This is a genomic window from Thermoflavimicrobium daqui, from assembly GCF_003313465.1.
GTDB lineage: Bacteria > Bacillota > Bacilli > Thermoactinomycetales > Thermoactinomycetaceae > Thermoflavimicrobium > Thermoflavimicrobium daqui.
Map to the genome: position 1 here is coordinate 32211 of NZ_KZ845681.1, position 12908 is coordinate 45118.

11 protein-coding genes, 1 tRNA gene and 1 rRNA gene are annotated in these 12908 nt (G+C 38.3%); 12 read left to right on the forward strand and 1 reads right to left on the reverse strand.

All coding sequences use genetic code 11. The features are described from left to right. Positions 1-43 precede the first annotated feature (43 nt). From mtnK to DL897_RS17210, 4 genes are all read left to right on the forward strand, one after another. Positions 44-1252 carry an S-methyl-5-thioribose kinase gene (mtnK, locus tag DL897_RS17195; protein ID WP_113660351.1) on the forward strand — a complete coding sequence of 403 codons (1209 nt, stop codon included), beginning with the start codon at positions 44-46 and terminating at the stop codon, positions 1250-1252. Then, entirely contained in the window at positions 1249-2307 is a 1059-nt protein-coding gene (gene mtnA, locus DL897_RS17200) for an S-methyl-5-thioribose-1-phosphate isomerase (protein ID WP_113660352.1), read from the forward strand. The genes mtnK and mtnA overlap by 4 nt, the downstream gene beginning before the upstream one ends. Before the next feature lie 179 nt (positions 2308-2486). Beyond that, positions 2487-2562 (forward strand) — tRNA-Met (locus DL897_RS17205). Positions 2563-2834: 272 nt separating this feature from the next. Beyond that, positions 2835-3248 carry an NUDIX hydrolase gene (locus DL897_RS17210; protein WP_113660353.1) on the forward strand — a complete coding sequence of 138 codons (414 nt, stop codon included), beginning with the start codon at positions 2835-2837 and terminating at the stop codon, positions 3246-3248. 160 nt (positions 3249-3408) lie between these two features. Here the strand turns inward: DL897_RS17210 and DL897_RS17215 are convergent, their stop codons facing one another. Then, on the reverse strand, positions 3409-4353 hold the full coding sequence (locus DL897_RS17215) for an ABC transporter substrate-binding protein (RefSeq protein ID WP_113660354.1): 945 nt from the start codon (positions 4351-4353) through the stop codon (positions 3409-3411). Between the two features lie 172 nt (positions 4354-4525). Here DL897_RS17215 and DL897_RS17220 point away from each other — a divergent pair, with 172 nt between their 5' ends. The 8 genes from DL897_RS17220 to DL897_RS17255 form a co-directional block, all read left to right on the forward strand. Beyond that, positions 4526-5524 (forward strand): FecCD family ABC transporter permease, encoded by a 999-nt coding sequence (locus DL897_RS17220; RefSeq protein ID WP_113660355.1) that lies wholly within the window; start codon positions 4526-4528, stop codon positions 5522-5524. Between the two features lie 5 nt (positions 5525-5529). Further along, positions 5530-6579 carry a FecCD family ABC transporter permease gene (locus DL897_RS17225; RefSeq protein ID WP_113660356.1) on the forward strand — a complete coding sequence of 350 codons (1050 nt, stop codon included), beginning with the start codon at positions 5530-5532 and terminating at the stop codon, positions 6577-6579. Between the two features lie 262 nt (positions 6580-6841). After that, positions 6842-8428, forward strand: a complete 1587-nt coding sequence (locus DL897_RS17230) for an ATP-binding protein (RefSeq protein ID WP_113660357.1) — start codon at positions 6842-6844, stop codon at positions 8426-8428. Further along, positions 8425-9117 carry a response regulator gene (locus DL897_RS17235; RefSeq protein WP_113660358.1) on the forward strand — a complete coding sequence of 231 codons (693 nt, stop codon included), beginning with the start codon at positions 8425-8427 and terminating at the stop codon, positions 9115-9117. The genes DL897_RS17230 and DL897_RS17235 overlap by 4 nt, the downstream gene beginning before the upstream one ends. Before the next feature lie 173 nt (positions 9118-9290). Beyond that, entirely contained in the window at positions 9291-10268 is a 978-nt protein-coding gene (locus tag DL897_RS17240; protein WP_113660363.1) for a tripartite tricarboxylate transporter substrate binding protein, read from the forward strand. 45 nt (positions 10269-10313) lie between these two features. Then, positions 10314-10760 carry a tripartite tricarboxylate transporter TctB family protein gene (locus DL897_RS17245; RefSeq protein WP_113660359.1) on the forward strand — a complete coding sequence of 149 codons (447 nt, stop codon included), beginning with the start codon at positions 10314-10316 and terminating at the stop codon, positions 10758-10760. A 30-nt stretch (positions 10761-10790) separates the two neighbouring features. Continuing rightward, positions 10791-12317: a tripartite tricarboxylate transporter permease gene (locus tag DL897_RS17250; RefSeq protein WP_113660360.1), complete on the forward strand. Its 1527-nt coding sequence runs from the start codon at positions 10791-10793 to the stop codon at positions 12315-12317. 479 nt (positions 12318-12796) lie between these two features. Further along, positions 12797-12908 (forward strand): 23S ribosomal RNA (locus DL897_RS17255); the annotation flags it as partial.

Consider the following 12908-nt stretch of genomic DNA (forward strand, 5'->3'; position numbering starts at 1 on the left):
TGATAAAATTGGATGGATATCAGTAGTCTATCGGAGGAAGTGTATGGAGAATTACCGCCCATTTACAGAAAAAGATGTAGTGGCATATATGCAATCATTTTCTCAATTTTTTCCTAATCATGCTGAACTAGTATGTAAAGAGATTGGCGATGGAAATTTAAATATGGTATTTCGCGTTATTGATCAGCGTTCAGGTCAAAGTATCATTCTGAAACAAGCACTACCTTATCCTCGAGTAGTAGGTGATTCATGGCCGCTTACATTAGATCGAGTGCGAATTGAAGCTGAGGCGCTTGAAATACAGGCTCATTATGCTCCTGGACTCGTTCCAAAGCTATATCATTATGACGAAAAATTTGCTTTAGTTGTGATGGAAGATTTATCTGATCATATTATCTTACGTAAAAGTCTTATTACTGGTAAAATATATCCGCAGATAGCAAATGATTTAGCTGAATATCTTGCAAATACTTTGTTTTTTACATCCGATTATTATTTAAAATCAGAACAGAAAAAAATTAAGCAAGCACAGTTTATCAATCCCGAAATGTGTAAAATGACGGAAAAGCTCGTTTTTACAGATCCTTATTTTAACGCTGAGACCAATTCATTTAACCCATTGATTCAACGACATATTGAAAAGATTTGGAAGTCCCATCTGTTAAAGAAAGAAATCGCTCAGCTAAAACTAGCTTTTATGACAAAAGCCCAAGCACTCATTCATGGAGATCTCCATTCAGGCTCCATTATGGTTAAAGAAAACTCGACAAAAGTGATTGATCCAGAGTTTGCCTTCTTTGGTCCGATGGGATTCGATATGGGTGCCCTTTTTGCCAATATCCTACTTTCTTATATTTCGCAAGAGGCCCATATTGCTAATAGTCATGCACGAAAAGAATATCAATCATGGCTTCTTTGGTTGATAGAAGAAATCTGGCATCGATTTACTGAGAAGTTTCGTATGCATTGGGCGATGTATGTCAAAGATGAAATTTTTTCTGTTTCTGGCTTCGTGGATGAGGTTATACGAGAAACCCTTCAAGACACAGCCGGATTTGCTGGATGTAAAATGATGCGTCGTGTGATTGGTTTGGCGTCATTACCTGATTTTGATGTGATTGATGATCAAGAGCTTCGTGCTAAGTTAGAATCAGCTGCCTTATTGATCGGACAGTACCTCGTCTTAGATCGGAAAAATATCTCACAAATCTCAGATCTTATCGCTGTGATAGAAAAGGTGAAAAGTTCATGAATGCAATTCCACATCCTTTATCCGTGATTTGGCAAAACGATCATCTTCAGTTGCTAGATCAACGAAAGTTACCTACTGAAACAGTTTATATGGAATTACAAACTCCTGAATCCGTATGGGATGCTATTTATACATTAGCTGTACGTGGTGCTCCAGCGATTGGGATTGCTGCTGCCTATGGTTTATATCTAGGCATTCGTCAAGTAGAAAGTATGGATCAGTTTTGGCGTGAGTTAAAGCGTGTCGCAGATTATCTTAATTCGGCTAGACCCACAGCAGTTAACTTGTCTTGGGCTCTAAACCGTGTGCAAGAAAAAGTGATGTCTCACCAATCGCAATCTCTCGAACAACTCAAAGAGATCGTACTAGCTGAAGCTAAGTTGATTCATCAAGAAGATGAAACAGTTTGTCGGAAAATAGGGGAAAACTTGCTAACCTTCATGCAAGATGGTATGGGAATTTTAACCCATTGTAATGCAGGAGGGCTAGCAACAGCTGCTTATGGTACGGCTTTAGCTCCAATATATCTGGCGAAACAAAAGGGCTGGAATTTAAAAGTATTTGCCGATGAAACTCGTCCCGTTCTACAAGGTGCCCGTCTGACTGCTTATGAATTACAACAAGCGGATATCGATGTAACATTGATCTGTGATAATATGGCTGGAGTTGTCATGAAACAAGGATGGGTACAAGCTGTTATTGTAGGAACTGACCGGGTTGCGGCGAATGGAGATGTTTGTAATAAGATCGGAACCTATAGTGTTGCTGTTTTGGCTAAGGAACATGGAATTCCTGTTTACGTTGCAGCACCCACTTCGTCGATCGACTTAAATACAGCTACCGGAGATGAAATTCCCATCGAAGAAAGAGCTCCTGAGGAAATTACTGCTGGCTTTGGTAAACAAACAGCACCAACTGAAATCAAAGTGTTTAATCCAGCTTTTGATGTGACACCTGCTAAGTATATTACCGCGATTGTAACCGAAAATGGAGTCATTCGTGCTCCTTTTGCTAATGGTCTCAAAGAGCACGTTCATAAAAATAAAGATAACTAAAACCAATGGTGAACCTATCTGGTGAATAATGATCCGAAAAATGATGTTGGCGATGTCAATCGAAGATACGACATCGCCTTTTTTTAAAACCAAGAAAAAATTTTAAATTAGCCCTTGCATGATTCAATTCCATATGGTATATTAAATATTGTGCTTAGCAAAATAAAATTTTGTAACGGCGCGGGGTGGAGCAGCTGGTAGCTCGTCGGGCTCATAACCCGAAGGTCGCAGGTTCAAATCCTGTCCCCGCAACCAAAGATAAAAAGGTGAAGCCTTAGAACATAGGGCTTCACCTTTTTTTTTTGTTGCTTTATAAGAAGGATGATACTTGTTCTTATATAATTAGAATCCCACCGTAAAAAAGTAATTTTCCCCACTAAAGATGAAAAGGAACAAGAAAGACTAACTTTCATGTAATTATTCTATTTTGATTATCACTTTCTATATTAACGTTAAATATTACAATATGGTTATAAATAAACGGCAACAGGGTATAAATCCTCTATTGTGGAGAGGAGGGAAGATCTGTGCGAAGAATAGATGTTGTTTACGCACTAATTTATGACGATCATCAAGAAAAAATTTTAATGGTAAAAAATATTAGGCATAATTCATTTGATTTCACTCTTCCAGGGGGTGGCGTGGAGATCGGAGAAACATTGGAGCAGGCTGTTATTCGAGAAACCAAAGAAGAAACAGGTTTTCATATTGAAGTAGATGGTATTGTTTCCATAAACGAAGCATTCGTAAAGGCAAAGGGTCACCATGCTGTTTTCTTTACTTTTTTAGGAAGAATCATTGGCGGAGAAATGAAAATATCATGTCCAGACGAAATTGCAGACATCGTCTGGATGGATCTTCCAACTGCTGATCAATGGTTGAAAAATGTACCGAATGGTGTTAAATCTACAGCCCCATATCTATTTGAGGGTATTCGTTAATAATGATTTTCCTTCATCGAATAGTATATACGGCATGTTGCATCATTCGATTGAAAATCCAGATCATCCCTAGAGGAAGTCGCAAATTGTTTATGTGAATCCATATAATTAATAAAAAAACAAGGGTTAACTCGATCTTATGAGTAACCCTTGTTTGCATTTATTTATTGATCACATATTTTTCAATATCATCTAGCATTAGATGAGCTGCTTTGATTCCGCCGGCAGTGGTCCAAATAATATCATCCACTTTGTGTACTTTTTTGTTTTTGACCACATTTAGTTTTTGCCAAACAGGATCGCTCATCCATTCTTTTTCAAGATCACTTGCACCTGGTTCCGCTTCATATAAGAAATAGAATAAAATATCTCCATCTACTTCTGATAGACGCTCTTTGGTAATTTTTTCGATGGCCGAATCCTTGGTTTGTGGTTCCGGACGTGCAAAGCCGAGTTGTTCAATAATGGAACCAGGGAAAGATTGTTTGTAATAAATGCGAGTTTCTCCTGGGACAAAACGCACTAATGAAATTTTTTGCTTTAGCTTGTCTCCTGCTTTTTTCTTGATATCTTCGACTCGCTGATCAAACTCTTTGAGTACCTTTTCACCCTCAGCTTTTTTATTGACCGCATCCGCATAGAGAGGGAGGTTTTTCTGCCAATCGCCACCTAATTTATCAGCAAAAACAGTAGGAGCAATTGAGCTTAGCTCATTATAGACTTTTTCTTGTCTAACTTTATTACCGATAATTAAGTCAGGCTTTAGGTTGGTTATCGCTTCGATGTTCGGTTGGTCTTCGGTTCCTACATCTTTAACACCTGTTAAATCTTTTTCCAAATGTTTATACCAAGTACCATCTTTTTGATAAGCACGTACTGCCCCAACGGGTTTTACTCCAACGGCTAATAATGCCTCGATCCCTTCATTGGTAAGTACAACGACGCGTTTGGGTTCCGTAGGTACATCAGTTTTACCCATGCTATGTTGAATGGAGCGAGTAGGTCCTTTTGGTTTGGCTGTTTCTGCAGGAGCGCAACCGACAAAGAGTAATAGTGCAGATAAGAATAAAATAAATCCGGTCCATCGCTTATGTATGCTTTTCATGGGTCTCCTCCTATTTATTAGTTGAGAAAGAAAATCATTCTCTTTGATTGTAAAATGACGATTTGTTGCTGTCAATATAATTGAGAATGAAAATCGCAGTTGTTGACATTTTTTTCTGGATGTTTCTATACTAACCATAGTTGAATGTACAGAATGGGAGAAGGAGAGACTGATGGGGGTACTACAAAGTAGTAAAACAAAGATCGTAGGAGGCTTTTTGGGAGCTGTTATTTTAGTTATCTGTATGGGAATGGGAATCGTATTTGGAACGACTCATATTTCTTTACAAACAGTAATTGATTCTTTTACTCATTTTAATGGAAGTCAAGAACATCTTTTTATCAAAGAAATACGTCTTCCACGTATGATTATTGGAACAGTTGTGGGAATTTGTTTAGGAATTGCTGGAGTATTATTACAAGCTCTGACACGTAATCCGCTTGCGGACTTAGGGATATTTGGACTTCATGCGGGAGCTTCATTCTTTATTGCTTGTGCTGTTTTCTTTTTCTCTATCTCTTCACTTACTTCATTTATTTGGATTGCTTTTTTAGGGGCAACTATCAGTGGACTCATTGTATTTATTATCGGAAAATGGGGTGGTGAGGAAGTTTCATCCCTATATCTAACTTTAGCTGGAGCTTCGATGGCTGCACTTTTTTCCTCAGCGACCCATGCTATTTTTGTGATCAATCAAAGAGCTTTAGAAGAGGTTTTAGTGTGGATTACAGGCTCTTTGGCAGACCGGAAACTAAGTATGCTAATGGATGTTTTACCTTATATGATTGTAGCTTGTCTGATCGCTTTTTTGATTAGTAATAAAATCGACACTTTATTACTGGGTGAGAAAGTAGCAATGGGACTGGGTCAACGTACCGTATGGTTAAAAATCGTCATGGTTTTTCTAGTGATCCTCTTATCGGCAAGTACGGTTTCAATTGCTGGACCAATTAGTTTTGTAGGATTGGTTGCACCTCATTTTGCACGTTATTTTGTAGGAAATACGACACGATGGACTCTTCTTTATAGTGGTATGATTGGTGCTATTTTGCTCCTTATCGCTGATATACTAGCTCGGGTGGTAACTGATCAATTTGAACTTCCAGTAGGGATTGTGATGGCAATGATGGCAGCCCCATTCTTTATTTTGCTTGCACGAAAGGAGGGTTGATAAGAATGAGCAGATGGAAGGTGATCCGTAGTAAACAACCTTTCTTTTCTTGGCTTATAGATCGTAGGGCACTCCGATGGTTGTTTTTATTTATAGTCATTGCATGGATTACTTTTGTCATAAGTGTTGGAGTGGGCGCTGAATATATTGCGCCTTGGAATGTACTTAAGTCGATTTTCGGTGCCGGGGAAGCAAGTGAAACGTTGATTGTTATGAAATTTCGGCTGCCACGTATTTTAACCTCCTTTTTAGTAGGAGCAGCTTTAGCTGGAGCAGGAGCTCTATTACAGGCAGTAATCCGAAATCCGCTCGCTTCTCCTGATTTAATCGGTATTACGAGTGGGGCTTCTGTTTCAGCTGTTTTCTTTTTAGTATTTCTTGAGCAAGTCAGCATTCAATATTTACCATTGGTTGCAATCATTGGAGCTATTCTTGTTACGTTCCTACTGTACTTCTTAGCGTGGAAAAAAGGGGTTTCTCCAATCCGTTTAGTATTAGTAGGAATTGGTATTCACGCTTTTATGCAAGCAGGTACACAATTGTTACTAGTTATGACTCCCATCATTCATAATATAGCTAAAGCACACTTATGGTTAACAGGAACCGTTTATGGTTCTGGCTGGCCAGAAGTGACGATGATGTCCATTTGGTTATTGGTGTTAATTCCCATCACCATTTGGATCATTCCTAAGGCTAATATGCAGTTATTTCATGATGATTTGGCGATTTCTCTGGGAAGCAAAGTAGAGCAAACAAGATGGATCCTATTATTATTGGTGGCAGCATATACGGGTGTAGCTGTTTCGATGGGAGGACCGATTGTTTTTATTGGTCTCATTGCCCCGCATATCGCTCGGCGTTTAGTTGGTCCTTTTCTAGGTATGTTATTCCCGTTAAGCTTGGTGACTGGTGGATTGATTGTGATGATTGCAGATTTAATTGCACGGTCGGCTTTTTATCCACTCGACTTGCCGGTTGGAATTTTCACTTCACTGATCGGGGTCCCTTTCTTCCTTTATTTACTTCGGAAGGTGGGTAAGGTGAAGAAGGTGTAAGATCAGGCTAGAACCTATTATCAGAGAAAAAATAGAATCAATTTGCTTAGCCAAGCGACACCTAAGAAAATGCGATGGTGTCGCTTGGTTAATATATCGTTATAGAAAAATACTCCTTTCCTTCTGGAAGAAGGACTTAAGCTTTTCTAATAAAAATATTTATAAACTAATCTATATATGATTTCATTCAAAGGAGGGAATAATAATCTTAAAAATAAAAAAATACCCTTTTTTACCAAAACAATGGTCGCTGGAGTGGCGAATGATTTGGTGGATCTCTCTTTTATTGTTTGGCATTATTATATTCCTAGGGAGTTCTTTTTATTTTATCTTGATAAGTCATATTGAAAATCAGGTTGGAAAAAGAGCTCTAAGCGTAGCACAAACTTTGTCAGAAATCCCAGAGTTACGTCAAGCATTTCAGACAGAGGAGCCAAGTAAAATCATTCAGCCGCTTGCTGAACGGATTCGAAAAAAAACAGATGCCGAGTTTATAGTCGTAGGTAATAAACAGGGAATTCGTTATGCGCATCCTGTGCCTAATCGGTTAGGTAAGAAAATGGTAGGTGGAGATAATTCTCCTGTCTTGACAAAAGGTGTTTCGTATATATCGAAAGCAGTTGGCAGTTTGGGACCATCTGTAAGAGGAAAAGTTCCTGTCATTAGTGATCAAGGAGAGATTGTAGGTGTTATCTCGGTCGGATTTTTAATAAGTGATATTCAACAGCTTTCGCAAACTTATTTAAAACAAATCATGATAATTATCTTTATTTTATTTTTCATGGGGATCATGGGTGCTATTGTTCTAGCAAAGTATATCAAGCGTGCTATTTTTGGCTTAGAACCTGAAGAGATCTCTGCTCTTTATAAAGAGAGGAATGCTGTGATCGAGTCTGTTCGTGAGGGGATTATTGTTGTTAATCAAACAGGTCATATTTCGTTAGTCAATCACTCTGCTCTAGAAATATTAGATCTTCCACCCCAACAGTTAGCTATTGGTAAGCCAATCCAATTGCTCTTACCACGCACTCGTTTATTAGAAGTATTAAGCAATGGAGAAGCTGAATTAGATCGGGAGGTATGTTTATTTGGGAAACAGATTGTGGTCAATCGTTTACCAATTCGAAACGAAATGAACAAAGTAATCGGTGTCGTAGCTAGCTTTCGCTTAAAATCAGAGATGGATAAGCTAAATCAAGAACTATCTCAAGTGAAACAATTTGTCGAAGCATTACGTGCACAAACACATGAATTTAAGAACACCCTATATACCATTTCAGGTTTAATTCAACTCGAATCTTATCAAGAGGCAATTGAACTGATCACATTGGAAAGTAAGATTCATGAAGATCAAATCACATGGGTGATGGAGAAATTCGCTGATCCATGGATGGGAGCGATCCTAATCGGTTTCTATAATCGAGCGCGAGAGTTAAAGATCCATTTTATGATTGATCCAGAAAGTAGCATCGAGACCATTCCTAAGCATATCCCTCACTCTACGATTGTTTCTATACTAGGTAATTTGGTTACCAATGCATTTGAAGCAGTTCAAGATCAAGAAGAGACAAACAGAAAAGTAAAGCTGTTTATCACCGATATTGGTGATTCATTATGGTTTGAAGTTGAAGATAGTGGTGGTGGGGTTTCTGAGGAAATAATCCCGGCTATTTTTCAGCAAGGTTTTTCTACCAAAAAAGGGATAGAAGGGCAACAAAGAGGATTCGGCCTTGCTAAAGTCAAACAGCTCACAACTGAGTTAGGAGGAACAATTACAATCGAAAAAGGCGAATGGGAAGGAGCTCTTTTTTCCGTCACTTTACCCAAACGAGGAGATGAAACGAAGTGATTGAAGTTTTAATTGTAGAAGATGATTGGCGTGTTTCTGAAATTAATCGGCGTTTTATAGAGAAAATCGAAGGCTATCAAATTGTAGGAATTGCTAATAATGGTGAGGAAGCGAAAGAGTTTCTCGAAGTGATGAAGCCACAGTTAGTACTATTAGATATTTATTTACCTGATATGAAAGGAATTGAGTTAGTTTGGTATATTCGTCGTTTTTTCAAAAAGACAGATATTATTATGATTACGGCTGCGGGAGAAATAGAGACTGTACAAGAATCGATCCGAGGAGGAGTATTTGATTACCTAGTAAAACCAATCCGCTTTGATCGATTTAAGAGAAGTATGGAAAATTACCGTGAACATTTAAACACTCTATCTATGTATAAAAAATTAGACCAAAAACAATTAGATCAAATCTTATGGCGAAAAGAAGAAATGAATAAAACATCTTATGAGCCTGTTCTACCAAAAGGAATTGATCCGATTACACTAGAAAAGGTAGTACAGATTGTTGGTCAGTATAAAGAAAATGGCTTAACAGCGGAAAGCGTAGGGGTCAAAATGGGAGCTAGTCGAACAACAGCGAGACGTTACTTGGAATATCTTGTATCCATACACCGCCTAAAAGCAGATCTTTTATATGGTTCTATTGGTCGTCCTGAACGAAGATACTATCCTGTGGATCATTCATAAACAAAATAAACAAAATGAACTTTATGTTGTTTATTATTATTATTTATAAAAAATTTATTTTATTTGCTCATTTTGTTACAGTTAAGGCAGGAATTAATCCTGTCTTTTTTATGTAAGCGTTCTCAATAGGAGGGAGTATATTGAAAAAATTATTAGCTGTTTTTTTATCTAGTATGCTAGCCGTTGGAATAGCTGCATGTAGTCAAAAACCTAACTTCGGAAATAGTGGGAAGGGATATCCTGACAAGCCAATAACAATCGTTGCTCCTTCAGGTGCTGGAGGAGGGTGGGATCAAACTGCCCGTTCACTCACAAAAGTTTTACAAGAAACTAAGTTAGTCAATCAAGCCATTTCTGTAGAAAACAGACCTGGAGGTGGGGGAGCAGTATTCTTAGCAGAATATGCCACCCAAGAAAAGGAGAATTCATATAAGTTATTTGTCAATTCACCTCCGATTTTGATTAATCATTTGAAAAAAGAAGGAAATAGCCCATTCGGAATCAAGGATGTGACTCCTCTTGCCCAGATGTTTAAAGATTATGGAGCTATCGTAGTAAAAGCAGATTCACCTATTAAAGATTTATCATCTGTACTAAAAGAACTAAAAGAGAATCCGCAAAAATATACATTAGCTGGAGGATCAGCTCCTGGCTCTATGGACCATCTGATCGCTGTATTGCCAGCATTTAAATCTGGGGTTGATATTAAAAAGTTAAAGTATATATCTTATGATGGCGGAGGAGAAGCAATGGCTTCTTTATTAGGTGGAAATGCCGATATCATCGCTACCGATGTTTCAGGAGCCCTAGAATATAAAAAGTCAGGAAAAGTTCGCATTTTAGCTGTGACTGCACCTGAGCGGTTACTTGGTGACATTAAAGATGTACCTACTTTGAAAGAAGTAGGGTTAAAAGATACAGAATTCATCATCTGGCGGGGTGTTTTTGGGCCCAAAGAAATGTCAGCAGAAGCGAAGAGGTTTTGGGAAGAGAAACTGAAAGCTCTCTCAAAAAAAGAAGAATGGAAAAAAGAGCTCCAAGCGAAAGGATGGATTAGTGAGTATAAAGGATCTGCTGAGTTTACCACATTCCTAAAGCAACAAGAAGTCCAGGTTCAAGAGTTGCTCAAAGCATTAAGTATGAGTAGATAAAAGGGAGAAAAAGACTCTTCTTTTATGAGTAACTGGAGGTGTAATATGAGTCGCTCTTTTGATCGGATTGCAAGTGTTTTATTTTTGATGGTTGGTGCGTTTTTCATTGTTGAAAGCCAGAAGCTTTCTTCGTCTGCTTATGGTAGTAGAGTGGGACCAGAGCTATTTCCGATGGGATTGGGGATATTACTTATTTTACTAAGTATTCTTTTGATTTATAAAACCTTTCGCTATTCAAAAGAAGAAAAGAAAGTAACTCCAGTGGATGTTAAACGTTTTTTGATTATTTTCATAGCTACCCTATTATATGCTTTACTACTAGAGTTAATGGGGTATGTTTTATCTACCTTTATCTTTTTAACAGTGGCTTTTCAAACCATGGAGAAAGGAAAGTTGTGGTTAAGTATTTTAATCTCTGGTGCCTTTTCTCTGGGAGTCTACTATCTTTATGTCGAAGTTTTAAAAGGAACTTTACCTGCTTTTCCGTTTTAGAGCGGGGTGTAGTAAAGGGGGTGGAATGAAATGGGAACATTAGAATATTTGTATAATGGTTTCATTGTTGCTTTACAGTGGCAAAATATAATCTATGCTTTTATTGGTGTGCTGATTGGGACAGCTGTAGGAGTACTACCCGGTATTGGCCCAATGAGCGGGGTCGCTTTGTTAATCCCACTTACTTCTACCTTAACAGCAGGATCTTCACCAGAAGAAGCGGCTGCAAGTGCGATTATTTTATTAGCAGGGGTTTATTATGGAGCGATGTACGGAGGATCAACCACTTCTATTCTTTTAAATACACCAGGAGAGTCTTCATCCGTTGTTACAACTTTAGATGGGTATCAGATGGCGAAACAAGGTAGAGCAGGTGCAGCTCTTTCTATTGCAGCGATCGGTTCATTTTTTGCTGGGCTTGTTGCACTGATTGCACTGGTATTTTTAGCTGAACCTTTGTCTGAACTTGCTTTAAAATTTGGACCTGCTGAATATTTCTCACTGATGCTGCTGGGCTTATGTGCAGTAAGTGGATTAGCTGGTCGATCAATGACCAAAGCCTTAATGATGACTGTATTTGGTCTATTACTTGCAACGATTGGAATTGATAATGTCTCTGGAGTAGCACGATTTACATTTGGATCTCCTGTTTTATATCAAGGTTTAGAATTTTTAACGATTGCAGTGGGTTTGTTTGCTCTAGGGGAAGTATTTAAAACGATCATAGAGAAAGATAAGACAGAAGGAACTGTCACGAAAGTAGGGAATGTTTATCCGAACAAGCAAGATCTAAAAGCGAGTGCGGGGCCGATCACACGAGGTTCATTGTTAGGATTTTTTATTGGTGTTTTACCAGGTGCTGGAGCCACACTAGCTTCCTTCTTTTCTTATAGTATGGAGAAGAAATTAAGTCGTAATCCTGATCGGTTTGGAAAAGGAGAAATTGCCGGTGTTGCTGCCCCTGAGTCGGCAAATAATGCTGCATCAGGTGGGGCAATGATTCCCCTATTGACATTAGGAATTCCTGGTTCGGGTACGACCGCTATTTTAATGGGAGCTTTGATTATGTATAATGTCCAACCAGGTCCACTTTTGTTTGATAAGCACCCACAAGTTGCTTGGGGATTAATTGCAAGTATGTTTATTGGGAATTGTATGCTTTTAGTTCTGAATATGCCGTTGGTTAAAATATTTGCGAAGATTATTGAGACCCCACCAAAGTATCTGATTCCTATGATTATTGCTATTTCATTTTTCGGAGTTTATGCTGTTCAGATTCATACTTTTGATCTCTTTTTGTTGGTTGCTTGTGGGGTATTGGGCTATCTACTTTCAAAAAATGATTTTCCGTTAGCTCCATTGGTACTTGGGCTTGTTTTGGGCCCCATGATAGAAAATAACATGCGTCGAGCTTTAACCACATCGAATGGAGATTGGAGTATTTTTGTTACGCATCCCATCTCACTTATATTTTTAATCATAGCAGCTTGTTGGATTCTTATTCCCATCATTCTAAAGTGGAGTGGGAAAAAAGTATTAATTAATGAAGAAGATTAATCGAAATAATAGAAATGGAAGAAGGTGTTCCCTTTAGCTGATTAAGGAGGAAACTCTGATCAGTAAAGCGGGTCAACCCTTCTGTACGACGAAACTCTGTTCTTCTGATAATCGAAAACAGGATGAGCTAAAAGGGTAAAACAAAACTAGCTAAGCTCGTCTCACATTGAAAGTGGTAGTCGCTTCTTTTACTTTGCTTCATTTTGAATGTAAGTGGGGGATTAGTAAGATGCTTCACGGTCTTTTAGGTCATCCCCAGGTTTATTGAATTTAAGATTTTGAGTGATTCTTATTTGATATATACATGTATTTTTTAAAAAAAGGGTTGCATTTATTAAATCAGCATGATATATTATTACTTGTCGCCGCGAGATGCGGTGAAACAAAATGAAACGCACCTTGAAAATTAGATAAGGAAATGATAGTCAAGGGAAAAACATTCACCGAGAGTGAGTACCTTAAAATATTAGGCTTAGGTAGGTTAAGCTAGTAAGGGCACACGGAGGATGCCTTGGCGCCAGGAGCCGATGAAGGACGGGACGAACACCGATATGCTTCGGGGAGCTGTAAGTAAGCTTTGATCCGGAGATT